Genomic DNA, 24,487 nt, shown 5'->3' with positions numbered 1-24,487 from the left:
CGTAAATTATTTGCAAAAATCAATTAACCGCAGAGGCGCAGATAGGGGAATCGGAGATTTTTACTACTTATTATGTCCTGACTTTGTTTAGTTAAGCGCGTGCTAGTAAGGGAGCAGCAGCTAGTAGGGTTTTGGTATAAGGGTGCTGAGGATTGGCAAAAATCTTTTTTGTCAGACCGATTTCAACAATTTTACCGTCATTCATCACGGCAATCCGATCGCACAAAAATCGCGCTAACCAAAGATCGTGGGTGATGAACAGATAGGTTAACTCAAATTCTTCTTTTAATTGCAACATCAAATCCAGCACTTGCGACTGCACGCTAGCGTCTAACATACTCACTGGTTCATCGCAGATCAAAAGTTTGGGGTGAGTAATCAAAGCGCGAGCGATCGCAACTCTTTGCTGTTGTCCCCCAGATAAATCTGATGGATAACGCTCATAATAGACTTCTGGCGGTGTTAAACCAACTTTCTCTAGCATCCAAAAAACCTGTTCTTTTGCCTTAATCGGATCGGCTAGATTGTGGATAAATAAAGGATCGGCGATACTTTGTCCCACCGTCATCGCTGGATTAAGACAAGCATGAGGATCTTGAAAAACCATTTGGATTTGTCGCCGTGAGGAGCGAATTTCTTGACGCGACAGTTTAGTTAAATCTTGTCCTAAAAACTCTACTTTGCCACTGGTGGGGCGAATTAGTTGCAAAATTGTTCGTGACAGCGTACTTTTACCACAACCTGATTCCCCAACTAAGCCGAGAATTTCTCCTGGATAAAGATCCAAGTCAATCCCATCTACTGCTTTTATTGTCTGGGTTTGTGTCTTAAACAGTCGTTCGATAAAGTTAGGCTCTATCGTATAGTATTGTTTGAGTTCAGTAATACTCAAAATTGGGGATTTATCATTAATAATCGGTAATTGCTTTTCTGAGTCATTGGCAATTATCAATTCTCCATCATCTTTTACTGCTTGAATGTGTAAAGCTGCTTTTAAGAGCGATCGCGTGTATTCATGTTGAGGCTCCCTAAATACGGTTTCTGTAGAACCCATTTCCACCATTTTGCCTTGGTACATTACGCCAATGCGATCGCAATACTCAGCTACCATTGCTAAATCGTGAGAAATCAGCAATAATCCCATGTTTTCTTCACCGCACAGACGAGTTAATTCTTTCAATATCTGCGCCGAGACAGTAACATCTAAGCTGGTGGTGGGTTCATCAGCAACAATCAACTTGGGGTTGAGGAGTAAAGCTAATGCGATCGCAACCCGTTGGCGCATTCCACCGCTAAACTCATGGGGATACTGATTCCAGCGACTAGCCGGAATATTCACCTTTGCTAAGGTAGCAAGTGCTTTTTTTTTGGCTTCTCGCGTTGATAATTCTGGTGAGTGCGCCTGGAGGGTTTCGATACAATGCTTACCAATCGTCATCAACGGATCGAGGCGTGTCATGGGATCTTGGAAAATTAAAGCGATCGCTTCTCCTCGAAACTTCCGCAACTGGTTAGGCATCAAGTCAAATACTGACTGTCCTTGAAATGTCACCCGTCCCTCAATCCGACTAGAGGCTGGTAGTAAACGCATTACTGCCCGCCCGATAGTTGACTTACCACAACCCGACTCTCCCACCAATCCCATTTTTTCACCTGGTTGCAAGGTGAAAGATACATCATCAACCGCCCAGCTTGCCTCTTCTCCACTCCGTTGAGGATAGGCAACTCGCAGATTTTCGATACAGAATAAGGCTTCACTCATAGTTAGTTATCAGCCCTGGGCTACCAGCTTTTATAATTTCAAATTTAAGATAGTCTATCAGATTAGTATTTAACCTCCGCTATGCAAACATCTTTATTGTCTTAGCTAATTTTTTATAGTAGTGATTTATACCGCTTGTCTCAATTTTCATCAGTTAATATTAGGAGACAAGCAGGTATTTTTACTATTAAGCTAATTAATGTTCGCGATCTGGATGATAACCATCGTTTATGCCTTGCTCAGTTTCTAGTAGCCGTGAAATAAGCACGTCTGGTTTTCTACTAATAACAGACCTAACTTTATCAATAGCAGTTACTTCACTGATTTTTACAACCATTTCCCAGAGAGTATCTTCCTCTGTATCTTTGTTGTAAGTTCTATGTTTAAACCACAATAAATCATCCCAAGCTCCAATAATTGTGGCGAAATACCACTTATCTCGTACTAGTATCCAGATTTCTTGTTCTAAGTAAGTCTGTAGAAGAGATTTCACAATGACTAAGATATGAAAAAGATTGTGCTACATATTAGGTAAGTATTAACAGCTAAGACAACAGTTAAAATACTGATATATTTTAGTATCAATTATATTTATATGATTTAACAACTAGCAAGCCTAAAATCTCCGAAAACTATGGTTAAGCCAATATATCACCTAATAATTGCCTGAATTTAGGAAAGAATACCTGTATAAAATACAATTCATGATTTAGTATTTGCTGTTACAGACAAGAAGTACCTACTACAGCATTATCACTGAAGCAATAGATACTATCCCCCAATTAGTGCGTATCCACCCAACCTTTAGCACATTAAATCAGATCGGCCAGTTCCAGATATTGATAAGGTAGTTTAGCCGATTAATTCACCCATTTGTGGGAGGTAATTAGTAAGCCAATAAGTGTATTTTGATTATAGTAAGACCAACCGAAGATGGTTTGAAGCAGGATTTACGCAACAGATGTATCAATCATGTTAAACCTGATATTCGCCAGATGTATAAACATCAAACCCTTGCTGGTTTCAATAGCTTTGTTACTGGCTGTACAAACTTCTGCCAATGCTGAACAACCCCTTCCTAATTTGACTCCAGCACAAACTCAAAGTTTATCCCGTGACTTAGTTCCATATAATTCTCAAGACTTTTTTAGGCAAGGAAAAGACTCGATTGAGAGAGAAATTCAAATTCTCAGACAAAGACAACTGTCCTCAATAAAACCTGTTCTTAAGATTGATTTAGTGCGGCAGATTAAAAGACCACCTACTCAGCAAAAAATCTAAATCTTATCTAAGTAAGAATTATTATGCTTCTATATAGCGGTTCTTAGTCAAGTGAAGTACAAGAACCCCACCCCCAACCCCCTCCCCGCAAGCGATGAGGGGACTATGATGTAACTCATGTGATTAGGAAAGGCTATAAGACCTTGGATCGCTATTTGTTGTACTGTTAATTATTGATCTATAGCAACTCAGCTATACCCAGGCATAACAATGGGTATGATCTGCTTTTTGATAACAGAGTTTTTACATGTTGAATAAACTTTGCAATAAAATTTTACAATCTTAATTGTCTAGCAAACTCATCAACGCTTGAACTTCAACGTCTTGCGGCTCTGACAACTGACTCTGTAACCTTAATAATTGACTCTGTAATGCTTCTACTACATAGAGCATATTAGACTCTTGGGCAATTCTTAGCTGATTTTCTTTAATTTGGATCTGTTTAAGCAAGTCATTTTCAACGTGACTTGAGTTGTAATATTGAGCAATCATAGCTTTACATTTTGTATCAATCTAATCTATGGAGTGCAATTAAACTTATCTCCAATGTATTATTCCACACTTTTGTCATTTTTTTTATATCTGGTTATTTAATTTTCATTACTCGTAGTGTTCATGGGTGTGGGAGATTTAATCCACTGTGTCGATCTTTTTAGAGGCTTTTACAAAAACGGGAATTATGATATAAGATTGGTTGACTTAGGGATAATTTTAGATAACGCACATTAAGACTTACGCATGAATAACGGAAATGCTAGGCACAGAGAACACGGAAAAATAATAGTTTGAGAGACTTTTTGCGTAAGTCCTCACCGATAAGCTTGTGTGTTATTTTACTGAGAATTATCAGTATTTTCAATAATTTTTTGTGAACGGCATGAACTTAAAGTTTATAAAGAAAAACATTTTTCCTTTTGTAAAAGTTATATCTACAGTGCTTATAACCAGTGCAATTGGATTAGAATCGTGGAATATTTATGCCGGACTAACTAATATTAATGTACCAAGCAGCCTGAATCCAATTTTTTGGATTGAGCGTTTTGCCATGACGTGCCATTTTACCCTGGGTATTATAGCAGCTTTTTATGCACCTTCAATAAAAAAGATACCAATCCAGTATGCTACTTATACTTTTTTTGTAGGCACAATTGGCTTGTTAGAACTTTTCGATCGAGATGACGCTTCTACGTCTTGAAGGTGTGAGATTTTTGGATTAGGTAGGTTGGTAGCGATCGCATGATGCACCATAAGATTATCAAATCCCCGCTAGTGAGCAAAAGTCAGTTGCGGGGCTTTCTCAATGTAAGTGACTGGTGAATCTGACAGGCAGAAGGAGGTATAGTTTGTATAGTGAGTTTTTTACTGCAATTTTAGTTTGATACTAAGGAATAAAAAAATGTCTACTGATACTCAGATAGTTAATTACGTTGAAGAAAGTGAATTTGATGTTGTTTTAAATGGAAGTGAAGAGAAAGTTGTTGTTGTTGATTTTACAGCTACTTGGTGTGGCCCCTGCCGGCTGGTCAGTCCGTTAATGGATCAACTCGCCCAGGAATACAAAGGCCGCGCCAAAGTCGTGAAGGTAGACGTTGATAACAATAAGCCAATTTTCAAAAAATTCGGTCTTCGCAGTATTCCAGCAGTTTTAATTTTCAAAGATGGCAATTTAGCAGAAACCATCGTGGGAGTTTCTCCTTACGAGCAGTTTAGCGAAGCTGTTCAGAAGCTTCTTGAGGTTGTTTAAACTTAATTCGTAATTAAAAAATATCCGATTCCTAAAAACGGCAATGACGTTTCAGGTGGTGTTTAAATTCCCCGAAGTTTGGTGCATTGAACTTATCGCCACCTAAAGCGTAATTATGAGCTATACATTTTTAGTGATTCACTTTTCGCCTATAATTTGATTGCAGTAAACCACTAGAATATTGTTTCGAGTTAATCAGATCCAATTGTTCTTCAGGGCTAGGCGGTGGGAAAAGCTGTATACCGCTACCTAAGATAGTTGGAATAGTTGAAATAATATATTCGTCAATCAAACTGTGCTGAAGAAACGAATTGATTAATGCTCCGCCACCAACTAGCCAGATATTTTCAAAACCTTGAGCCTCTATATTTGCTAAGGCGTTATTGACTGGATCGGAAACAAATACAACGTCCTCACGGTCAGATTGGAGATGGCGTTTGGTGAAAACGAAAGATTTCTTGCCCGGATAAGGCCATTCATCAAAACCAAGCCCTACTTCATAAGTATTGCTGCCCAAAACAATCGCATCAATGGATTCGTAAAAATCACCATAACCGTAGTCTTCCCCCTCTATATCAAGGATTGATAGCCAATCAATTCCGCCATCGCTGCGAGCAATATAGCCATCCAAACTAGCTGCAATGTAGAGTGTAACTTTCGTCATTTTGCTTTCAATTAGTTACGTTTTTTGATTGTGCGATTTAAACCGACCTGCAATAAATTCTCGCTTAGATAAATGCTTTGTATTGCGTTTGGTGACTCGCTCTCGCCACATTTGGAAACTAGATTCTTTCATTTCGCGCCTCATTAAGGCAATTACCTGTTTCTCTAGCAGCCCAAACTGAGCTTCAATAGCATCAAAAGATGTTCTATCTTCCCATGCCATCTCAATGATGCGATCGATGGTTTGTGAATCGAGGTTAGGTAGCTTCATTCCTTTTCTGACAATTGGTAAATTTGAGCTATATATATTTTACTTTTCATTTTGAAGAACCGTTGTGTCTGCTGCACCCAGTTGCAAGGCATAAAGGTTGGCATAAACACCCTGCTGATTGACGAGTTCGACGTGAGTACCCTGCTCTACAATTTCTCCCTGCTGAATTACTAATACTTTATCTGCCTGGGTAACTGTACTGAGACGGTGGGCAATTACGAAGCTGGTTCGACCTTGCAGCAAACGTGCGATCGCAGTTTGTACTAGCGCTTCTGTGCGTGTGTCAATACTACTGGTGGCTTCATCGAGAATCAGAATTCGGGGGTTAATCAACACCGCACGGGCAATACTGATTAGTTGTCGCTGTCCCTGGCTCAGGGGCGCTCCCCGTTCACCCAATTGGGTTGTATAACCTTGTGGCAGTGAGGTAATGAACTCATGCACATTTGCCAGTTGTGCAGCCTCTTCGATATCAGCTTGGGTACTATAGGGAGCGCCAAAGGCAATGTTTTCGGCGACAGTGCCACTGAACAAAATATTATCTTGTAGAACGATGCCAATTTGACGGCGTAGACTTGCTTGAGTAACGCTACGCACATCAATATCATCAATTTTCACTGCACCACCAGAGACATCATAAAAGCGCAAAATCAAGTTAATAATTGTGCTTTTTCCCGAACCAGTCGGCCCGACTAATGCAATCATCTGTCCTGGATAGGCGTGCAAATTCACGCCTTTAAGAACCAATTGATCTGGGTTATAGCCAAACTTGACATTTTCAAATGTCACTTTCCCCTGAATGGGCGGCATTTCTGTCGCATCGGGTGCATCTTTGAGTTCTGACGGTTCATCTAGTAATAGAAAGATTCGCTCTAATCCGGCGAAAGCAGATTGAGCTTGGGTGTAAAACTGGCTGAGAATCTGGATCGGGCGGAAGAACTGCTGGACGTAAAGTAAAAAGGATGTCACCACACCCACTGTTGCAGATCCAGTGACTGCGAGATAGCCGCCGTAAGCCAGCACACCTGCGGTTGCAAGTGTGTTGAGAAAATCGATGGAGGGCAAAAAGGCGGAAGTAATTGCTACAGCTTCGACGTTGGCATCACGATTGGCGGCGTTAAGAACATCGAATTCTGCGATATTCATCTGTACCCGATTAAATGCCTGTGCTTCTCTGACGCTGCCAATATCTTCCTCCAACTTGGCGGAAAGCTGCCCAATAGTCTGTCGAGTAACACGAAACCTGGCTCTTGCCCAACGGGCAAACAAACTTGTGGTAAAAATCATCAGTGGCACAACCAGGTTGCTCAACAATCCAAGTTGCAGGTTGATGGAGAGCATAGCAATGATTATGCCGACCAAACTGAAAACGTTGCCCAGCATTTGGGCGATGGTTAATCCAAATGCCTGATTTACAGTATTGACATCATTTAGCAGACGGCTCATTAAATCGCCCGCTTCGCTGCGATCGAAAAAGCTGAGGGGCAGACTTTGGATTTTAGTAAAAATATCTTGCCTCAATTGAGCCAGCAATCGCTGCATAATCCAGCCGACTCGAATAATTTGACCCCGAATTGCTATGATGCCAAGTCCGTAATTCAGCGCTAGTAGCCCTAATAAAATTAAGAGTCCCTGCAAATTACCTTGGGCAATTAGGCGATCGACCGACCAACCGAGGAAAAATGGGCCAATTGCTTGGGTTGCGGCCCCAATAAATACTAATGTCAGGGCGATGGGAATTTCTTTGCGATAAAGTAGCAGATATTGCAAAAAGCGTTGCAGGGTGGAGATTTGCTTACTCGCTCGATCGTCAGATGCAACAACGGGAATAGTGCCTCTCATAGCAATTTTAGATTTTGAATTTTGGATTACAAGGCTGTTATAAAAATCTCAAGCGATGCTATTTACGTTAGTTTGGGATCGTTTTTTTGTTTCGTCTTTACCTGAGATTCCAAAATCACACCGTAGAGAGGGCTGGTTTCCATCAATTCCTCGTGAGTCCCTTGAGCTACCAATCGGCCTTTATCAACTAGAAAAATGCGATCGGCATTCTTAACGGTGCTAATACGTTGAGCTACTACAAAAGTTGTGCAAGTTTTTTGGCGCATTAAGCCATCTAGTTCGGCTTGAATATGGGCAGCAGTAGCGGCATCTACGGCTGAAGTGCTATCGTCTAAAATCAGAATGCTGTAATCGGTTAGTAAGGTACGAGCGATCGCAATTCTTTGTTTTTGTCCACCAGATAAACCCACACCCCGTTCGCCCACAATCGTCTCGTAACCATCGGGTAGACTGATAATAAAATCGTGCATTTGGGCGGTTTTTGCAACCTCAATTACTTGCTCTAGGGTTGCATTGGGTTTGGCGTAGGCAATATTTTCGCGGAGTGTGCCAGAGAAAAGAGTGGTTTCTTGAAATACAATGCCAATTCGCGATCGTAGGCTTTTAAGTGTAAAACTTTTTACATCTCTTCCGTCAATGCGAACTGCTCCCCCGGTGACATCATAAAAGCGGGGAATTAAGTTCATAATTGTGCTTTTCCCGGAACCAGTCATCCCTAGAACGGCGATTAGTTCGTTGGGTTTGGTTTCAAAGGAAACTTCTTTGAGAGCTTCGTTACTGGCTCCCGGATAGCGAAAGGAAACATTTTCAAAGGTGATTCTCCCACCGCAGGTTTCAAATGGCACAGCACCGGGACAATCGCGGATTTCTACCTCAGCATCAACAACTTCATAAACTCGTTCCGCAGAAGCAGCTGATTGAGCGATCGCAGGTGCAGCAAATCCAATCAACAAAATCGGTTGGAGAATCAATGCTAAGTAGGAATTAAACGCCACCAGTTCGCCAATGGAGAACCTACGCCCAATCACCTGCGCTCCCCCATAGCCGAAAACTGCCAGTGTTACCAAGTTACTCAGCAAAAAAATAAACGGGAAGGTATTGTGGATGGCGTTAATGGTCTTCATGTTTGCCTTCACTAAACCATCATTTAGGGTCGTGTAACGCGACCTTTCGGCTGATTCCCGCACAAAGGCTTTCACTACCCGTATTCCTAGCAAGTTCTCTTGTAATACGGCATTAAGGTCGCTCAGTTGCTCTTGGACTTGCCGAAAAAGTTTATTATTGCGACCGACAAATTGTGCCATCAACCATGCTGATATGGGTACTGCTGTTAGGGTAATTAGTGCTAGTTCCCAATTCATCACCAGCAAAACTACCGCAATAGTCACCAGTGTGACAATTCCACCAATGACCTGAATTAAACTAGTTCCCACAAAGGTACGGATCTGCTCAATATCGCTGGTGACACGGGTTAACAGTTGGGAAGTCTGCGCCTGGTCGTGATAGCTGAAACTGAGATTTTGAATTTTGCTGAAAATCTTGTTTCGCAGGTCATAAGCTACACCTTGAGATGCGGCTTCTGCCAAATAGCTTTGTCCAAAGTTAAATAAACCACGAGCGATCGCGGCGAGTACCATCCAGGCGGCGCTATATAGCACAATTTGGAGGTTGTTTTGGCTAATACCTTGATCGATTCCCCATCTAAATAGTTGGGGGGTAACGGCATTTGCGATCGTCAACAGCAACAGGCTGACCAATGCTCCTAGCGAAGTCCATCGGTAAGTGCTTAAACTCTTAAGCACACGCTGCATCGACTGTATCGACGAAGTTTCTCGGAGTTCTGGTTGCTGAACCACTTAAATGCACCCCTGTATCTTTGGAAAATTATCTCGCACTTTGATTGTAAAAAAACAACTGGTCAATGGCGAATATGGAATCTATTTGTGGTGACAATTCTAAATTTGGGGACAGAGGCATGGGAAAATACGTCTTTGGCAAGCATTGCGGCTAGTCCATTTGAATACCAAAGAACAAGAATAATGGCTCAAAATTTTTATAGCGATTCCCAACTTCCCTCAGATATGTCAACTGCTATCAGTCGCACAGCAAAGCCAAGTTCTGAGTTCTACTCTATTTTTTCTGAAGAAGAAATTTTAGGGATAATTAATGCATTAGAAGTCAAACGAGAAATACCTCTAAAGTATTCTTATAAAGGTAGAGGTGCAAAAATATGGGACGACTTTTATTTGAAATATGTTATTCCCAGATGGTATCGAAGAGCAAATGTAGAAATTGACCTTTTAAAAGATAACTTTAAATACATTGATGACAATATTAAAGCTGGTGAAAGAGTAAATATTATAGACGTTGGCGCAGGTAATTCATATCCAGCTAAAAAGTTTATTCTAGGACTGAATGAGTTAGGAAAAGTAAATAAATATGTTGCCTTGGATATTAGTGAAGAATTGCTTCAGGTCTCCAGAGATAATTTCAAAAAATGGTTTCCAAGAGTTGAGTTTATCAGTTCTACAATTGATATAGAAAATAGTTGTGTACCCAAAGTTTTATTTCAAAATCAAGCTAGTCTTGAAATTGATAATAAAGCAAAAATATTCTTACATTTAGGTGTCACTATTGGAAACCATCAAAATAGAGACGAGGTATTCAAAAACTTTAGAGACAGCATGGAAAAAAATGATTTATTGGTGTTCACTAATGAGATTGGCTCTAACTCTACATGGAATGGAAACGTCAGAGGTGGCTGCAAGTATCATGTAGAAGAAATATATGGATGGGTTAAAAATAAGATTGGGATTAAGTCTGAAGATTGTGAATTGGTGAGAAAGTATGATTTGAAAACCGATAGCATAGTTGCCAATATGAGATTCCATCATGATTACACTATAAATTTTAGTCGGATGGGGATAGATAAAAATATTGAAATTTCTGAAGGGGAAGAAATTACTATTTGGCGACATCATAAATATGAAATCCCCCAACTTTTGCAAGAACTAGAACGTTCTGGATTAGAACTTATTCAATATAGTACCGACAAATACAAATCACATATTATGGTAATTTGTAAGGTTGCCAGTAACTAACATTTTCAAATACACAATACCCGATTTATTAAATAAGTCGGGTATCTAAGTTTTCACGAATGATTTAGAACTGCTATATAGGAATAGTATTTTATTTTTGAAAAATTCTAAGTATGTGTAGGGTTCGTTACGCCAAAGCTAACGCACCCTACGGGTATTTCAAAAATCAAAGATGAGTCCTATAGATACGATTATGGTAGATAGTGCCAAATATTTCTGATGATACTAAAAACTCAGTTTGACTTAGTTGGCGAGTCAATTATATATACATCAAACGCGGTCTAGGTTGAGGAACCAAACGTCCTAAATCCTTAGCTGTTTCTATCCATTGCTGCATAACTAATTCTACATTATGCAAGGCTTCTTGATAAGTATCACCGTCAGCAGCACAACCTGATAATTCTGGTACTTCTGCAATAAAGGCTTGATCTAGTTCACTCCAATAGAGAATAATTTCATAGCGAAACATTATTTTTACTTCCTAGCTTATATTTGATAATCACTGCACGAACTTGTTTAATTTGATAGCTTTTGGCTTTTCCTCTCTTCTGTTGCAGGTTTAATATTTCCTCAACATCGGCTTTGACAAAAATGCGATTATCGCCACGAATCCGTTCGTCAAAGCCTAGTGTATATAAGAGTTGCCACAGTTGGGCGAAAGGGATATCTGTATCAGAAGTCCCAGAGAGAATTTTTTCTAAGAGTTTGTCTTGCTGACTCACGTTTTTCTAACTGCTTTAATGTTTCTATAGTCTCATATTTATATAAAATCAGGACATCCAAGAGCAAATTTATCTTTTTACCACGGCTTCACTGATTTACTTGATTAAAGAAAATCCTCATTATTTGGATATTAGAGATGCTTGATTTAAAACGATATTTTGCACAGACTTTAGTGTTGTTACCTCAGTTTTGACTATCCTATAGATGCATCATTGTGCTTGACATTGATAGCTTGGTTATTCCTCTACAATGCGGAAATGCGATCGCCTAGCAGACGCACCAGAAGGTATAGCCTGGTCAACACGGTGTATTAAACCCAACCTGTAAGCACTATACTCAAACTTACAAGTAATATAGGTAACTACAGAGGTCAAATTCTTGAGATTGCTCATATCATAATGCTGAGGTATAAATCCGTCTCAGTTAGTATTGAATATTGAGTAATAAATATTACGCGAATATGAAGAACCAAATTCTCGGTGCAGCCGTATTTTTAACCACCATTAGTTTGACAACAAGCGTACAAGCGGCAAATTCTGAACATGTTAGACAATTATTGGCAACCAAACAATGTCAAAACTGTGATTTGACTAATGCAGGTTTAGTGATGGCTGACTTATCTGGAGCCAATTTGAGCGGTGCTAATCTCACAGGTGCTAACCTCAGTCGTGCAAACTTGAGCGGCGCAGATTTGCGAGGTGCAAACTTGAGTGGCGCTAGTTTATTTGGTGTTAATCTCAGCGAAGCTAAATTTAGTGGGGCAAATTTGGCGGGTACTGATTTGAGAAATACCTATCTAGCAAATGCAGAAATGAAAGGTGCTTACCTAAATGGTGCTAACTTCCAAGGTGCAGTTGGTATCCCATCACAAATTGCTTCACCAGATGAATTTTATGCTTTAGGCATAGCAGAAGGGCAAAAAGGCAACCAACAGCAAGCAATCGGTTATTTTAATCAAGCGATCGCTATTAAACCAGAATTTGCAGGCGCTTATTTAGCTCGTGGTGTCGCCCGTTACCAAATACTAGATAGACAAGGTGCATTCCAAGATGCCCAAGTTGCTGAAAAGTTGTTTACATCTCAAAACAATACCCCTGGAACACAAACAGCCCAGGCTTTTATTAAAGAACTGAAAACACCCGTAAACGATCAAGTAAGCACTGGTAGTCCCAGTTTCGTTGACTTTTTGGGAAGTCTTGGCTCAGTCTTACTCCAGTTCTTCCCTTTTTAAGTGTTTCCTTTTTGAGAGGATAAAACAAATGACAAACGACAAATGACTTTATCTAATGAATTATGGGTAGTAAATCAAGACTTAGCTCAAGCTTGCTTAGAGCATCCTTTCGTTCGAGGCATTGGCGATGGTACTCTTGAGCCGGTGAAATTTGCTTACTACGTAGGGCAAGATGCTTTTTTCTTAGAAGCTTTTGCCCGTGCGTACAGTATCGCCGCAGCTAAAGCACCAGACTGGTTAGGTTTCACCACGTTTCATAACTTAGCTAGTGGAGTTTTAGAAGAACTGGGGCTGCATAGTGGCTATGCTTCTCAATGGGGAGTCAATTTGCATTCTGTGGAACCTGGAACCGCCACCCGCCGCTATACTGACTTTTTGTTAGCAACTGCTTGGAGTGGAGATGTGGGTTTAACTGCGGCGGCGATGTCTCCCTGTATGCGTTTGTATACCTTTTTGGGAGAACAATTAGCTCGTAATGGTATTCCTAATCATCAATATGCAGACTGGATTTGTACTTACAGGAGCGCAGAATTTCAACTATTAACACAACAATTAGAAAGTTTTGTTGACAATTATGCCACTACCAATTCTGTTGTGCATTCAACCTATCGTTATGCTATGTTTTGCGAACGCGATTTTTTTCAGGCTGCGTGGGAGTAGCGAAAACTGCTGTTATCATCTGCTTAAAAATAGTCTAGACAAATTCTTGAATATATACACCTCGTCTCCTCACCCACAATCATCATTTCTATTAAAAAGGTTCTGAGTATTTTTAGGACTTACGCAAAATGGCTTCCCGCAGGATATTACCCCTACCAGAAAATCAAGGTTTGGGTTATTTTTTGCCTAAGTCCTGTCTAAATTAAGCAATGGTTAATCAGACATACACAGCTGATGTCTTAGTTGTCGGTGGTGGAACCGGAGGCACTGCGGCTGCTATCCAAGCAGCGCGACGGGGAGCCAAAACGATTCTGGTAAGTGAATTTTCTTGGTTGGGGGGAATGCTAACTTCAGCTGGAGTATCTGCACCCGATGGTAACGAATTAGAAGCTTTTCAAACGGGGTTATGGGGTGCGTTTTTGCAGGAATTGCGACAACGACAGCCCGGAGGATTAGATAACAGTTGGGTAAGCTTTTTTAGTTACGATCCTCGAATTGGGGCGGAGATTTTTGCCAATTGGGTGCAGGAATTGCCAAATCTGCACTGGATTTTTGGACAAGTGCCAATAGATGTGTTCCGCCAAGGTAATTCTATTACTGGTGTGCGCTTTGCTGATTTTGCTGTCACAGCCAAAATTATTCTCGACGGCACAGAATTGGGAGATTTATTAGCTTTAGCTGAGATACCTTACCGTTGGGGCTGGGAATTGCAATCTGAATGGGGAGAACCCAGCGCCCCAGTGGATTTTAACTCTTTCACCAAGAAATATCCGGTACAAGCGCCTACTCATGTAGTAATTATGCAAGATTTTGGTGATGCGATGTCTCCAGAAATTCCGGCTGCCCCTAACTATGATCCTTCAGAGTTTACAGGCGCTTGGGATAGTTATGGAGCAGAGACATTTTTGAATTATGGACGTTTACCTGGTGGGCAATTCATGATTAATTGGCCAATCTGTGGCAATGACTACGGCCAAGGATTAGGGCGGCTGATAGAGTCAGATGTGTCCAGAGGTGAATTTATCCAAGAATCTCGCTGGCACAGTCAAAATTTTGCCCATTTTATCCAAAATCAGCTTGGTCGCCGCTATGGTTTAGCAGAAAAAGTATTTCCTCACACTTCTACAGCTTTTGCACTGCATCCTTATTACCGCGAAAGCCGCCGCTTAGTGGGGCTAACTACTGTCCGAGAACAGGATATTTTGCCGATCGCTGAAGGGAGAGTTGCATCTATATTTAATGATGCGATCGCAGTTGGTAACTACGCTAATGACCATCATTATCCTGGTGTTCAATTCTCACTGCAACCAAAATCTATCCGTTGGGGCGGACGTTGGACTGGAACTCCCTTTACAATTCCTTACAACTCCCTAATTCCAGCCACTACAGATGGTTTCTTGGTTTGTGAAAAGAACATTTCTGTCTCCCACATTGCCAATGGGGCCACCAGATTACAACCTGTGGTTATGGGCATTGGTCAAGCAGCAGGGATGGCGGCAGCGATGTGTGTTGAGTTAAACTGCCAGCCGAGGCATTTACCTATTCGGGCGCTGCAAACAGCTTTATTAGCAGATAATCGCTCAAAAACAGCAATTATTCCTTTATTTAATCTTCCACCCAATCGTTCGGATTGGCTGCACTGGCAACTGTATTACTTAAATAACCCACAAGCCTATCCAGATAGTGGTTATTGCCCTTGCCCATCGGAGAATGAGTACCCTGACTCTGCTTTTGACAAGGCATTAATTCGGGAAAGTAACTGTTTCAAAGGCATTTTCTCCCGTTTGGATCGGCAGGAATACAGATTTGCGGTAACAGCACCAGCTGCATATCAAGGGCAAAATTGGCAGCTTGTGACTTTGCGATCGCATATTGACGAGCAATTAAGCGCTTATCCTCACCAACAATTAGTTACATTGTGGGGTCGTTACAACCACTTTGGTAATTGGTTATTAGTCGAACATTTAAACGGAGGATAAAAAGAGTTTATTTTCAGTAAAACAGAATACTTTTTGATGAATTGTCCGGATATTAATCAAAAAGCTAAGTATCAGTGAAGTGGAGAGTTCCAAAATAGACATTTGCTATGCGTGCTGCCATTTCACTTTTAGTATCGAGTCTGGTGTTCGGCCCCTTAGCTTCTAACTGCCAAGCAATGGTCAATCACTTATCAACTGGGCTACTTTCCACGCCTGTTTCGGAACAGTGGCTCTCGGCAGCATCTGAACAAAATCCAGATGATGCGCCACGTCATCGCGGTAGTGGGCGTAGGGAAGTAACGCAAAAATTCGGAATTACCTATGTTGTGGTTTAACTACCGTAGGATAATGCCTCTTTTTCCAAAAGAACCAAGTTACCAGAAAACACGTTGTTGTGTTAACATTTTTCACACAGTTTTTCTGGCAGAGATATATACAGTTGACACACGAAAATCTTCAGCGATCGCTTAGTATTTCAACTGCAAGCTTTGTATATCATAAGTTGGTGTTAGTCCTGACGATCAAAACGCAAATCAAATGAAGTGCCTCGATCAACAGCATTAACAACTCCTCAAATGCTCATATTCCTGGGAAGCTCTGCGTCTCAATCCTCAACGACTCTAAAAATAGATGTTACTTTGGCTATCAGTTAATCTAAAGCACATCTAATTTAGACATTTTGCTTGTTGAAGAAACAGTATTAAAGCAACTTCACTTTATTCCCCAACAGGTTTTCTTCTTATTCATTGAGTAGCTGGTTTCTATATGAGCAACTATTTCATTTGAGCTTATCTAGAAGATAGATTCGCACAAGTAGTATAAGTTGATTGCACTTAGCAACATATATTACTATTTATGACCCAATCTTCCACTCTGGTTCTTTTGCTCACAAATGGCTACCAACATAAGTAGATATTAAGAAGTATCTGATAACTCAATAGATTATCTTACTCACTTAATTATTTTACACCCAAGACCAAATGCAAAATTTTGCATTTGGCCTTTTTAAATTCTTTTTTGATGAATTTTACTTAAAGAAAAGGGAATAGAGACAAAGGAAATTAAAGAAATAACCCATGCCCAATTCCCAATACCCTTTACACTTTTGTTTTCTTGCGGTTATTTTCTGTTTTCTGGATACCGGTGAGGAACATCGGCACAAACTTCTCGATAAACATCTGAGGATCGCGCTGCCAAGCCTTTTGTGCAGCCTGAATCCTAGTAAATTGCAACTCAGGAGCTAACAAAGTCTGGGGTAAGCGTTCCATTAGATACTGGGGACGTTGCCAAAGCGGCATAGTATTTGCCACTTCTACTAGGTTGGCAACTCGTCGTAGTTCTGCACCCAAGGTAATATCCATTCCTGATTCAAATGCCGCTTGTTCAATTGCGGTATATTTTCGCTTGGCTTGCTCTACTTTTTGCTGATGTTCTGGACTCTTACGCGCGAGTTCTCCTAGCCAACGATTACCCCAACGGACATGTCCTGCTTCCTCTGGGAGAATTTTTTCAATGGTTTCCCGAATTTTGATGTTTTCTTCTGTCTGTGGTGCTTGCTTAAGTGCATAAATGTGGGCAGAAAAATACTCACAACCTCGTTTTTCGGTGGCGTTAATTGCCGCAAGGGAAGAAATCACAAAATCTTCGAGTTCTTGGACTGGATCTTGTTGTTCGTGGTCTAGCAGGCGTTCAAATTCATTGATATAAGAGGAACCAGGCGGCTTACCGATATCTGCTCCCAGGTCTACCAACAAGTCAGTTAGCCACATGGCATGACGAGCTTCATCTGAGATGTGATGAGACAAATCCCGCACCAGTTCTGGTGGCTGTCCATTCAGTTGTTCAATTAGGTCAGTCAGGTCTTTGCAACTGCGTTGTTCGCTGTAACGGTAGCGGTTGAGGGTAATTAAATGGATTTCGCGATCGCATACCACCCGTTTCAATATCTCTCTAGCACCTAAAACATTCTGAAATTTACGTGGGTAGGTAACTGTCATAAATTATGTAAATTTTTGTAAATTATATATTTGATCGTAACTTACTTTGCAAATGCTGTATTTGTGCCATGAATTGGACTATTGTCAGCAAAAGTAAATATAAATTTATGTAAAAAGTAGCTTATGTTACAGAATTATTGTTATATTACTCTTGTGAGAAAACAAAAATTATATATTCACCAAATAGAGAGGACTATGGTTATGTCTATTGCAGATAAATCTCGTGCATTAATGGTGCGTGAACATCAGCAAGTCAAGAATCGCCAACAATCAATACTGATGCGGGCTGCACAAGAACTTGGTCTTCCTGAAGAAGCATCTAACTACTGGAATCCGATTCAAGGGAAGGTAGATGCTAACACTCGGATGATTTATGGCCCCAGCCACGCTTCCATGAGCTAAGTTTCAGGAATTATAAGCTAGATTTTTTGAGTGAATGTCTCAACTGACAACTCTGAAAAAAAAGCCACCCTCTCTTTAGGGTGGCAAAACTTATTATTTTTTAGTTAGATACGACTCTTAATTAAGCATCGTAGTAGAGGTAAAACTCGTAGGGATGAGGACGCAGTTGCAACTGCTTGGCTTCGTTAAGCTTGTAGTCAATCCAATTTTCGATAAAGTCTTCCGTGAATACGCCTGATTCTGTCAAGAAAGCGTGATCGTTTTCTAGTGCTTGCAATGCCAGTTCTAAAGAACTTGGAGTTGACGGAACCTTTGCAAGCTCCTCTGGGGAGAGTTCATAGATATTCTTATCTAAGGGTTCACCAGGATGTATTTTGTTTTTGATGCCATCAAGACCAGCACAAAGCATTGCAGCAAATGCCAAGTAGGGGTTAGATGTAGCATCTGGACAACGGAATTCTAAACGCTTGGCTTTGGGGTTCTTACCAGATAGAGGAATACGGATAGAAGCAGAACGGTTCCCTTCGGAGTAAGCCAAGTTAACAGGAGCTTCATAACCAGGTACTAAGCGCTTGTATGAGTTGGTGCTAGGGTTGGTAATTGCTAACAGCGCTGGTGCGTGTTTGAGAAGACCACCAATGTAGTACAACGCCATATCGCTCAAACCAGCATACTTATCACCTGCGAACAGAGGTTGTCCACCTTTCCAAATCGACTGGTGACAGTGCATTCCTGAACCGTTATCGCCAAAAATTGGTTTTGGCATGAAGGTGACGGTTTTGCCATATTTCTTAGCAACGTTCTTGATGACATATTTGTAAATCATCAACCAGTCAGCCGCTTCGATTAACTTCCCAAATTTGAAACCTAGTTCGCACTGACCACCAGTAGCTACTTCATGGTGATGCTTTTCAATAGGTACACCTAATTTTGCCATCATCAACAGCATTTCTGTCCGCATATCTTGGGAAGAATCTGTTGGTGAAACAGGGAAATAACCTTCTTTGAAGCGTGGTTTGTAAGCCAAGTTGGGTTTTTCGGCTGTACCCTCTTTCCCAGAATTCCAAGCACCTTCTTCGGAATCTAAAAAGTAGTAGCCTTCGTTAGCAGTTTGTGCAAACCTAGCACTGTCAAAGATAAAGAACTCAGCTTCAGGGCCAAAGAACGCTGTGTCACCAAGACCAGTGGAAACCAGGTAATCTATTGCTTTCTGGGCAATAACGCGGGGGCAACGGTTATACGGTTCACCTGTGCGGGGGTCTTTAATACTACAAATTATACTTAGCGTTGGCACTTCCATGAATGGGTCGATCCAAGCTGTGTTGGGGTCGAGTACCATCGTCATGTCTGATTCGTTGATCGCTTTCCAACCGCGAATGCTGGAACCGTCAAAAGGTACGCCATCAGTGAACGCAGTCTCATCGATTTGGTTCTGGTACAGTGTGAGGTGCTGCCAAGTTCCTACTGTATCGATGAATTTGAGATCAATCAGTTCAATTTTTTCATCTTGAATTTTCTTCAAGAGTTCTTTTGGTGTAGTCATTGTTACTCCTTCTCTACCAATTTCCTAAAGTAAACCAGAATCTTTCTTCCAAAGCATCCTAACCCTGCTGATCTCAATCAAGCCGTGACACACCAGAAATATCTTAAATACTAGACATTAGGGGATTTTGTAGCCTGTGCTACAGATATCTGGATTACAGGTTATATTAACCTTTCAGCAATCATCTGTACAAAACTGGAAAGTTCATCATATATGGGTCAACTTTGGCATAGAATCCTTAAATAGTGGATAGATTGTTTTTGTGCCAAATCTATTTTAAATAGCACAAAAATTTGCTGGTGCGTAAGTGCAGCCAAATAAATATCAAACCATAAATAGCAAGATTGGGAGAAAAAAGAATGCGCGATGCGGTAACAAGTTTAATTAAGAATTATGACTTAGCTGGTCGGTATTTTGACCGGAATGCGATCGATAGCCTAAAGTCTTACTTTGACAGTGGTACAGCAAGAGTACAAGCGGCGGCGGCAATAAATTCTAATGCGGCTGGACTTGTTAAGCAAGCTGCTTTGAAGTTATATGAAGAACTGCCAGAATTGATTCGTCCTGGCGGAAATTCCTATACAACTCGTCGCTATGCGGCTTGTCTGCGGGATATGGACTACTATCTTCGCTACGCCACCTATGCGCTGGTTGCTGGGAATACAAATGTATTGGATGAGCGTGTGCTGCAAGGACTGCGGGAAACTTACAATTCGTTAGGAGTGCCTATTGGGCCTACCGTTCGCGGTATCCAAATTCTCAAGGATCTGATTAAGGAGCAAGTAGCAGCAGCAGGTGTGGTTAATACTGCTTTTGTAGATGAACCATTCGATCACATCACACGCGAGTTGAGCGAGATCGATATTTAGCATCTAGCTCTGGTGGCTAAGAATCGCGGAACTATACAAACAAAGTTCGCATAAGTGGAATTAACAAATATCGCACTTTGGCTTGACTGGCAAGGTGCGTTTACTTTTCTTAATACAAAAGAATAAACTATTTATTGTCTGACACATTAATTAGTAGTACAACGAGACTTCAACCTGTTTGGATAGGAGGAAATCTTAAACCAACTCGTTTTAATGTTTTAGACCCTCCAGTAATTGATGTATTAGTACCAGGTTCATTAGTTTTTCCTCAAAATCCAGCCTATAAAAAAGACGAAATAGAGCATAATTTTAAAGACATTGATGTAAGGAAATGCGGGGTGGACTTAAGAAAACTGCGATCGCACCAGAACCGCCACAATAGAAGTTAGCGAGGTTTAAGGCACTGATTATGGAGGAATTATTAACCCTGAAAGACTTGCTTGTTAAGGGCGATGTTCAAGGAGCATTGATTATAGTTGAAGAATTAGAGGAAATGAGCCGAAATCACATTATCAAAACGATTCGTAGCTATGCAGTAATTTTGCTGTTAAATCTGATTAAACAACAAGCTGAAAATCGCACGGCTCGCTCTTGGGAAGTCTCAATTCGGAATTCGGTTCGGGAAATTCAACGAGAAAATAAGCGGCGTAAAGCTGGAGGCTATTATCTCGCGCCAGAAGAATTGTTAGAAATCTTAGCAGAAGCCTATTTAAATGCCATTGATGAGGCTTCCTTAGAAGTAGAAGAAGGTCGTTATGAAGCCGAAGAATTAGAAAAGCTGGTTCACCAAGAAGAAATCATCAATCTTGCTTTGGCTTTAATTTTACCAGGAGAATCAAGTTAATTGGCTAAACAGCGACTCGATACACTATTAGTAGAGCGAAATTTATGTTCTTCTCGCGCCCTAGCACAACGGTTAATTCAGGCGGGGGAAGTTACTGTTAATCAGCAGTTAGTTGATAAAGCTGGTACAGAAGTTGATATTTCGGCTCAAATAAATATTAAAGAGCGATCGCCTTTTGTTTCTAGAGGCGGTGAAAAACTTTCCAAAGCTTTGTCAGTATTTGCCATTCCTGTAGTAGAGCGCATTTGTTTAGATGGTGGGATTTCTACTGGTGGTTTTACTGATTGTCTCTTGCAAGCTGGAGCTAAAAAAGTTTACGGTATTGATGTCGGTTACGGACAAGTTGACTGGCGATTGCGAAATGATTCGCGGGTGATTTTGCGGGAACGCACCAATTTACGGCAACTACGACCAGATGAGTTATATGGCGAAAATGACCCGATTCCTGATTTGGCGGTAGTTGATGTATCGTTTATTTCTTTAACTAAAATTCTACCTGCTTTGTGGCAACTAACTCAAGCTAACCGAGAAGCTGTGTTGTTAGTCAAGCCACAATTTGAAGTTGGCAGATCCCGTGTGGGTAAAAAAGGCGTTGTGCGAGATCCAAACGACCAAGCTGATGCTATTTTCCAGGTGTTGCAAACAGCCCATGAATTAGGATGGAAATACAAAGGCTTAACTTGGTCGCCGATCACTGGCCCGGCTGGGAATATCGAATATCTTTTGTGGTTGAGAATGGAAAGTGAAACACCATCACCTGATTTAGAGGCGATTAAGCAAATAACGCAATCAGCAATAACTGATTTACGGAAAAGTTAAACGTCGTAGATTAGACATTCTACAGAAGCTGGATGGCGATCGCAATAATTTTCCAAAGAGGTTTTCTTTAATTTTGCTCGCTGTTGATCGGCTTTCTCAGCTTGCAATTCTTCCACAATGTCCCAAGCTACGGCACAACCCGCAGAATTACTACCATCTAGCTCACAAGTTGTCCGCGCTTCACTAATGGCTTCAGTAATCGCTTCTTCAATATTTGCCGCCCCAGCAGTTTCAAATGAGTTTAAGGTAGTTGTCATGATCCTTTCACCTTTAATTTATACAGATAGATATTAGGGGATAGGGAATAGTTTTATTTCCTATAGCCTGTTCCCTGTAACCTGTTCCCTTAATCTTGCATCCCAAATTCAGAATGTCAGTCAATTGTCAGAGGAGTTTGATAGAAGTTCATAAACACTTGTAAACGGTAACAAATACTTAATAAAACTTATTTATTATCAATACTTTATGCCTAGCTCTTGTCGCAAGCGATACAGAATTGTATTCTGATCGACTTGAGATAAAATTTCTTGAATGACGCTGCTAGCGCCCAACTGTCCCCAAGTGCAGCCTTTTTCGAGATAGACTTGGGCGGCTTTGCCAACTGAATATGCACCATAACCGGCGATACCAGCTTGAGCGATCGCACTGCCAGCAAAAGCAGTAATATTGCTGGGATTATCACCACTGGTTATTGCAGCCGTAGTTTTACCTAAACCCAAAAGAAAACTACTACCTAATTCCCCTAGTAGCAAACCACCAGAACTAAATAAAATCGTTTTTAAAATTTTCCCAGCTTCATAGCTAGTCATCGGCAAACCATATAATCTAGCGAGAGCGCGAATTAAAGCTAAATCGGCAACAGTTCCGCCAAGGATATCTAAGAAAGCGATGGGATTGAGCATTACTGCTAAAGCTTTGTATTTGGTAAACTGCCAAATGATATTTTCAGCTTCTTTTTCGCGTAATTCGATGGTTTTTTGAGCGATGGCGGCTTCTGCATCCCGTGCTTGGATGAGAGCATTTAAAGCCAGAAGCGATCGCCCTTCCCGATTCAGAATATTCAGAATTGTCTCTTTGAGTTCGTCTACTTGGGGTAGTGGTGTCTCCCATTCATAACTGACACGTCCATCAGGCCACTCAACCCGGACTTCCATTACTGCTGGTTCCGCCGCCACCATCACAATTTCATCAGGTAGTAGAGGTTTCGCTTCGGGATGTCCAGCACCCAATTGTTGTAAATTTTGGTAAATCGCTCCCCGGTCTGTATCTGGGTAAAGGTCTATTTTGTTAAATACTAAAATCAGGGGTTTTTGCGATCGCCTTAATTCCAGCAGTGCCTGATACTCAGTGCGCGTGATATCACCAGATACAACAAACAAAATCAAATCCGCCTGATGCACTACTTCTCGTGCCATATCTGCCCGTGACTCACCCTCAATTTCATCTAAGCCGGGGGTATCAATTAATTCTACTAATACCTTCCCACCGGGCTGCCACCGCACCGAACGGGGCCATTGAGTAACACCATTTAGAGGCCCAGTTTGCAGAATTTTATCTCCCAGCAAAGCATTTAAAACTGCTGATTTACCACGACTCACCAAACCAAAAGCAGCAATTCTAATCACGTTAGAGTCTAGCTTTTTGAGTGTGGAGTTCAAAGCTTCCAATTCCGGTTTCATCAAACCTGCTAATTCTGGGTTAGATGACAACTGTCCTGATTTGCGAAGATATCCATACCAAGACAGGGCTTGTCTGAGACTGGCGCGGGCACGATTTAAATGGGTTTCTTGCAGATTTCGCACGAACTTAGGTTGATTCAAGGTTGGACAAACAACAGGCTACATATCCATTTTGATCTAATTCCAAGGTTGTTAGCCTGTTTTGTCAAATTAGGCAATTGTGCGATATCTATTCAGAACATGGGATTGTGTTCATTATCCCAACATTTGCGATCGCGCCAGTTTCTGCCGGTATGTTCGCACTCAGATGGATCGTCTATCCAAGGAATCGATGTAGAGTAGTGCGAGGTTCCAATTGAAGCGAAGAAGCTAGCAGTGAATAAAGGCAATAATAAGGATAAAGTTATTAATGTAAAAATGGGGAGAGCGATTAAATATCCAGTGAGTAGCACAATATTAGTTTTAGTCCAAAAATCTGCGTCTATTTTATTATTTTTTGAGCTAATTTTTAACCTAGTTGTTAAATTCGAGAAAAGCATAATGCAACCCTATGAATGCCAGTTGATATAGTAATTTCATTTGATTTGCCAAAGCAAAGCTGACCGAAAGCTAGCCGGATCGGGTTTTAGCTATCAGTATGTTTAGCATAAATCAAACAAAAATTCTATACGAGTACGGATTTTTACGTAAGAACATTATTGAAGCTATGTACTCTGATGTCAAAGGTGCAAGTGGCTACTTTTTAGAAGCTTTAACTTTTGGACGTTAAAAAGTATTTTTCATGAAAATATGTTGAAGTTTTGGCACTCGCCTTTAGGTAAATTCTGGGAAATTTAGGGATATCTGCATTTTGAATGAATTGGGAAGCCTACACCGTACTGTCAGTCCAGTGTAGGTAGTTCACATTATTTAGAACAAATCTAAATCTGTCACAGCACCAAGACTGCTAGAAGATACCAATTTGGCATATTTCGCCAACACACCTTTAGTGTAACGCGGAGCAGGAGGTTGCCAATTGGCACGACGACGGGCTAATTCTGATTCGGATATATTCAACTGCAATAAACGAGCCGGTGC

General features: G+C 40.9%; 29 protein-coding genes. 13 read left to right on the top strand and 16 right to left on the bottom strand.

All coding sequences use genetic code 11. The annotated features are described in order from the left end of the window. Window positions 1-91: 91 nt before the first annotated feature. Window positions 92-1,762, bottom strand: a complete 1,671-nt coding sequence (locus V7K55_RS02605; protein ID WP_334827884.1) for an ABC transporter ATP-binding protein — start codon at window positions 1,760-1,762, stop codon at window positions 92-94. A gap of 196 nt (window positions 1,763-1,958) precedes the next feature. Continuing rightward, window positions 1,959-2,255 (bottom strand): hypothetical protein, encoded by a 297-nt coding sequence (locus tag V7K55_RS02600; protein ID WP_334827882.1) that lies wholly within the window; start codon window positions 2,253-2,255, stop codon window positions 1,959-1,961. Window positions 2,256-2,734: 479 nt separating this feature from the next. On the opposite strand from V7K55_RS02600, the gene V7K55_RS02595 reads away from it, so the two are divergent. After that, window positions 2,735-3,043 (top strand): hypothetical protein, encoded by a 309-nt coding sequence (locus tag V7K55_RS02595; protein WP_334827880.1) that lies wholly within the window; start codon window positions 2,735-2,737, stop codon window positions 3,041-3,043. A 282-nt stretch (window positions 3,044-3,325) separates the two neighbouring features. Here V7K55_RS02595 and V7K55_RS02590 read toward each other — a convergent pair whose 3' ends face one another. Next, window positions 3,326-3,535 carry a hypothetical protein gene (locus V7K55_RS02590; protein ID WP_334827878.1) on the bottom strand — a complete coding sequence of 70 codons (210 nt, stop codon included), beginning with the start codon at window positions 3,533-3,535 and terminating at the stop codon, window positions 3,326-3,328. 385 nt (window positions 3,536-3,920) lie between these two features. On the opposite strand from V7K55_RS02590, the gene V7K55_RS02585 reads away from it, so the two are divergent. Further along, window positions 3,921-4,238, top strand: coding sequence for a hypothetical protein (locus V7K55_RS02585; RefSeq protein WP_334827876.1), 318 nt, complete (start codon window positions 3,921-3,923; stop codon window positions 4,236-4,238). Between the two features lie 201 nt (window positions 4,239-4,439). Next, the gene (trxA, locus tag V7K55_RS02580; RefSeq protein ID WP_094328019.1) at window positions 4,440-4,787 is read left to right on the top strand and encodes a thioredoxin; all 348 of its coding nucleotides are present in this window, start codon (window positions 4,440-4,442) and stop codon (window positions 4,785-4,787) included. Between the two features lie 130 nt (window positions 4,788-4,917). On the opposite strand, the gene V7K55_RS02575 is transcribed toward trxA, so the two are convergent. The 4 genes from V7K55_RS02575 to V7K55_RS02560 form a co-directional block, all read right to left on the bottom strand. Continuing rightward, the gene (locus V7K55_RS02575; protein ID WP_334827873.1) at window positions 4,918-5,451 is read right to left on the bottom strand and encodes a dihydrofolate reductase family protein; all 534 of its coding nucleotides are present in this window, start codon (window positions 5,449-5,451) and stop codon (window positions 4,918-4,920) included. Between the two features lie 15 nt (window positions 5,452-5,466). Beyond that, window positions 5,467-5,721, bottom strand: coding sequence for a TIGR03643 family protein (locus V7K55_RS02570; RefSeq protein ID WP_094328016.1), 255 nt, complete (start codon window positions 5,719-5,721; stop codon window positions 5,467-5,469). Between the two features lie 39 nt (window positions 5,722-5,760). Further along, a complete protein-coding gene (locus V7K55_RS02565) occupies window positions 5,761-7,563 on the bottom strand; it encodes an ABC transporter ATP-binding protein (protein WP_334827871.1) in 1,803 nt (600 codons plus the stop codon). Between the two features lie 62 nt (window positions 7,564-7,625). Further along, window positions 7,626-9,419, bottom strand: coding sequence for an ABC transporter ATP-binding protein (locus V7K55_RS02560; protein ID WP_334827868.1), 1,794 nt, complete (start codon window positions 9,417-9,419; stop codon window positions 7,626-7,628). A 183-nt stretch (window positions 9,420-9,602) separates the two neighbouring features. Here V7K55_RS02560 and V7K55_RS02555 point away from each other — a divergent pair, with 183 nt between their 5' ends. Then, on the top strand, window positions 9,603-10,664 hold the full coding sequence (locus V7K55_RS02555; RefSeq protein WP_334827930.1) for an L-histidine N(alpha)-methyltransferase: 1,062 nt from the start codon (window positions 9,603-9,605) through the stop codon (window positions 10,662-10,664). Between the two features lie 259 nt (window positions 10,665-10,923). Here the strand turns inward: V7K55_RS02555 and V7K55_RS02550 are convergent, their stop codons facing one another. From V7K55_RS02550 to V7K55_RS02540, 3 genes are all read right to left on the bottom strand, one after another. After that, on the bottom strand, window positions 10,924-11,133 hold the full coding sequence (locus V7K55_RS02550; protein ID WP_442949058.1) for a type II toxin-antitoxin system HicB family antitoxin: 210 nt from the start codon (window positions 11,131-11,133) through the stop codon (window positions 10,924-10,926). Further along, entirely contained in the window at window positions 11,120-11,386 is a 267-nt protein-coding gene (locus tag V7K55_RS02545) for a type II toxin-antitoxin system HicA family toxin (RefSeq protein ID WP_334827866.1), read from the bottom strand. Before V7K55_RS02545 ends, V7K55_RS02550 begins: the two co-directional genes overlap by 14 nt. A gap of 237 nt (window positions 11,387-11,623) precedes the next feature. Continuing rightward, complete coding sequence (locus tag V7K55_RS02540) at window positions 11,624-11,779, bottom strand: hypothetical protein (RefSeq protein ID WP_334827864.1); 156 nt, start codon at window positions 11,777-11,779, stop codon at window positions 11,624-11,626. Window positions 11,780-11,847: 68 nt separating this feature from the next. Between V7K55_RS02540 and V7K55_RS02535 the strand changes: the two genes are divergently transcribed. The 4 genes from V7K55_RS02535 (at window position 11,848) to patX (ending at window position 15,592) form a co-directional block, all read left to right on the top strand. Beyond that, window positions 11,848-12,618, top strand: a complete 771-nt coding sequence (locus tag V7K55_RS02535; protein ID WP_334827862.1) for a pentapeptide repeat-containing protein — start codon at window positions 11,848-11,850, stop codon at window positions 12,616-12,618. Window positions 12,619-12,660: 42 nt separating this feature from the next. Then, window positions 12,661-13,278 carry a TenA family protein gene (locus tag V7K55_RS02530; protein WP_334827860.1) on the top strand — a complete coding sequence of 206 codons (618 nt, stop codon included), beginning with the start codon at window positions 12,661-12,663 and terminating at the stop codon, window positions 13,276-13,278. Window positions 13,279-13,487: 209 nt separating this feature from the next. Beyond that, window positions 13,488-15,257, top strand: a complete 1,770-nt coding sequence (locus V7K55_RS02525) for an FAD-dependent oxidoreductase (protein ID WP_334827858.1) — start codon at window positions 13,488-13,490, stop codon at window positions 15,255-15,257. Between the two features lie 107 nt (window positions 15,258-15,364). Next, window positions 15,365-15,592 (top strand): heterocyst-inhibiting protein PatX, encoded by a 228-nt coding sequence (gene patX, locus V7K55_RS02520; protein WP_334827856.1) that lies wholly within the window; start codon window positions 15,365-15,367, stop codon window positions 15,590-15,592. A 762-nt stretch (window positions 15,593-16,354) separates the two neighbouring features. Here patX and V7K55_RS02515 read toward each other — a convergent pair. Further along, window positions 16,355-17,254 carry a ferritin-like domain-containing protein gene (locus V7K55_RS02515; protein WP_334827854.1) on the bottom strand — a complete coding sequence of 300 codons (900 nt, stop codon included), beginning with the start codon at window positions 17,252-17,254 and terminating at the stop codon, window positions 16,355-16,357. Between the two features lie 201 nt (window positions 17,255-17,455). On the opposite strand from V7K55_RS02515, the gene V7K55_RS02510 reads away from it, so the two are divergent. Beyond that, window positions 17,456-17,656 (top strand): hypothetical protein, encoded by a 201-nt coding sequence (locus V7K55_RS02510; protein ID WP_334827852.1) that lies wholly within the window; start codon window positions 17,456-17,458, stop codon window positions 17,654-17,656. Between the two features lie 121 nt (window positions 17,657-17,777). On the opposite strand, the gene glnA is transcribed toward V7K55_RS02510, so the two are convergent. After that, window positions 17,778-19,199, bottom strand: a complete 1,422-nt coding sequence (gene glnA / locus V7K55_RS02505; RefSeq protein ID WP_334827850.1) for a type I glutamate--ammonia ligase — start codon at window positions 19,197-19,199, stop codon at window positions 17,778-17,780. Window positions 19,200-19,558: 359 nt separating this feature from the next. Between glnA and apcB the strand changes: the two genes are divergently transcribed. From apcB to V7K55_RS02485, 4 genes are all read left to right on the top strand, one after another. After that, entirely contained in the window at window positions 19,559-20,068 is a 510-nt protein-coding gene (apcB, locus tag V7K55_RS02500; RefSeq protein ID WP_334827848.1) for an allophycocyanin subunit beta, read from the top strand. 134 nt (window positions 20,069-20,202) lie between these two features. Beyond that, a complete protein-coding gene (locus tag V7K55_RS02495; protein ID WP_334827846.1) occupies window positions 20,203-20,457 on the top strand; it encodes a hypothetical protein in 255 nt (84 codons plus the stop codon). A 20-nt stretch (window positions 20,458-20,477) separates the two neighbouring features. Then, window positions 20,478-20,912: a DUF29 family protein gene (locus tag V7K55_RS02490; protein ID WP_334827844.1), complete on the top strand. Its 435-nt coding sequence runs from the start codon at window positions 20,478-20,480 to the stop codon at window positions 20,910-20,912. Further along, complete coding sequence (locus V7K55_RS02485; protein ID WP_334827842.1) at window positions 20,913-21,731, top strand: TlyA family RNA methyltransferase; 819 nt, start codon at window positions 20,913-20,915, stop codon at window positions 21,729-21,731. Here V7K55_RS02485 and V7K55_RS02480 read toward each other — a convergent pair. The 4 genes from V7K55_RS02480 to V7K55_RS02465 all read right to left on the bottom strand — a co-directional run. Next, entirely contained in the window at window positions 21,728-21,988 is a 261-nt protein-coding gene (locus tag V7K55_RS02480) for a Calvin cycle protein CP12 (RefSeq protein WP_334827840.1), read from the bottom strand. The genes V7K55_RS02485 and V7K55_RS02480 overlap by 4 nt on opposite strands. A 198-nt stretch (window positions 21,989-22,186) precedes the next feature. Next, window positions 22,187-23,533, bottom strand: a complete 1,347-nt coding sequence (locus V7K55_RS02475; RefSeq protein WP_334827838.1) for a GTP-binding protein — start codon at window positions 23,531-23,533, stop codon at window positions 22,187-22,189. A gap of 110 nt (window positions 23,534-23,643) precedes the next feature. Beyond that, window positions 23,644-23,949 (bottom strand): hypothetical protein, encoded by a 306-nt coding sequence (locus tag V7K55_RS02470; RefSeq protein ID WP_334827836.1) that lies wholly within the window; start codon window positions 23,947-23,949, stop codon window positions 23,644-23,646. Between the two features lie 370 nt (window positions 23,950-24,319). After that, window positions 24,320-24,487, bottom strand: a 168-nt coding sequence (locus V7K55_RS02465; RefSeq protein ID WP_334827926.1) for a dihydroxy-acid dehydratase domain-containing protein, incomplete at its 5' end; no start/stop codon positions are given.

The organism is Nostoc sp. (assembly GCF_036919895.1).
Lineage (GTDB): Bacteria > Cyanobacteriota > Cyanobacteriia > Cyanobacteriales > Nostocaceae > Nostoc.
The sequence above is the reverse complement of the archived record's forward strand: the minus strand, read 5'-3'. Positions and strand labels throughout refer to the sequence as shown.

Excerpts from the sequence above, each read along its gene's own strand:
- V7K55_RS02590 (WP_334827878.1), bottom strand. The coding sequence starts at position 3,535 with ATGATTGCTCAATATTACAACTCAAGTCACGTTGAAAATGACTTGCTT.
- V7K55_RS02540 (WP_334827864.1), bottom strand. The coding sequence starts at position 11,779 with ATGAGCAATCTCAAGAATTTGACCTCTGTAGTTACCTATATTACTTGT.
- V7K55_RS02605 (WP_334827884.1), bottom strand. The coding sequence starts at position 1,762 with ATGAGTGAAGCCTTATTCTGTATCGAAAATCTGCGAGTTGCCTATCCT.
- glnA (WP_334827850.1), bottom strand. The coding sequence starts at position 19,199 with ATGACTACACCAAAAGAACTCTTGAAGAAAATTCAAGATGAAAAAATT.
- V7K55_RS02490 (WP_334827844.1), top strand. The coding sequence starts at position 20,478 with ATGGAGGAATTATTAACCCTGAAAGACTTGCTTGTTAAGGGCGATGTT.
- V7K55_RS02555 (WP_334827930.1), top strand. The coding sequence starts at position 9,603 with ATGGCTCAAAATTTTTATAGCGATTCCCAACTTCCCTCAGATATGTCA.
- V7K55_RS02535 (WP_334827862.1), top strand. The coding sequence starts at position 11,848 with ATGAAGAACCAAATTCTCGGTGCAGCCGTATTTTTAACCACCATTAGT.
- V7K55_RS02480 (WP_334827840.1), bottom strand. The coding sequence starts at position 21,988 with ATGACAACTACCTTAAACTCATTTGAAACTGCTGGGGCGGCAAATATT.
- V7K55_RS02515 (WP_334827854.1), bottom strand. The coding sequence starts at position 17,254 with ATGACAGTTACCTACCCACGTAAATTTCAGAATGTTTTAGGTGCTAGA.
- patX (WP_334827856.1), top strand. The coding sequence starts at position 15,365 with ATGCGTGCTGCCATTTCACTTTTAGTATCGAGTCTGGTGTTCGGCCCC.
- V7K55_RS02565 (WP_334827871.1), bottom strand. The coding sequence starts at position 7,563 with ATGAGAGGCACTATTCCCGTTGTTGCATCTGACGATCGAGCGAGTAAG.
- V7K55_RS02570 (WP_094328016.1), bottom strand. The coding sequence starts at position 5,721 with ATGAAGCTACCTAACCTCGATTCACAAACCATCGATCGCATCATTGAG.
- V7K55_RS02470 (WP_334827836.1), bottom strand. The coding sequence starts at position 23,949 with ATGCTTTTCTCGAATTTAACAACTAGGTTAAAAATTAGCTCAAAAAAT.
- V7K55_RS02525 (WP_334827858.1), top strand. The coding sequence starts at position 13,488 with ATGGTTAATCAGACATACACAGCTGATGTCTTAGTTGTCGGTGGTGGA.
- apcB (WP_334827848.1), top strand. The coding sequence starts at position 19,559 with ATGCGCGATGCGGTAACAAGTTTAATTAAGAATTATGACTTAGCTGGT.
- trxA (WP_094328019.1), top strand. The coding sequence starts at position 4,440 with ATGTCTACTGATACTCAGATAGTTAATTACGTTGAAGAAAGTGAATTT.
- V7K55_RS02595 (WP_334827880.1), top strand. The coding sequence starts at position 2,735 with ATGTTAAACCTGATATTCGCCAGATGTATAAACATCAAACCCTTGCTG.
- V7K55_RS02550 (WP_442949058.1), bottom strand. The coding sequence starts at position 11,133 with ATGTTTCGCTATGAAATTATTCTCTATTGGAGTGAACTAGATCAAGCC.
- V7K55_RS02510 (WP_334827852.1), top strand. The coding sequence starts at position 17,456 with ATGTCTATTGCAGATAAATCTCGTGCATTAATGGTGCGTGAACATCAG.
- V7K55_RS02530 (WP_334827860.1), top strand. The coding sequence starts at position 12,661 with ATGACTTTATCTAATGAATTATGGGTAGTAAATCAAGACTTAGCTCAA.
- V7K55_RS02585 (WP_334827876.1), top strand. The coding sequence starts at position 3,921 with ATGAACTTAAAGTTTATAAAGAAAAACATTTTTCCTTTTGTAAAAGTT.
- V7K55_RS02575 (WP_334827873.1), bottom strand. The coding sequence starts at position 5,451 with ATGACGAAAGTTACACTCTACATTGCAGCTAGTTTGGATGGCTATATT.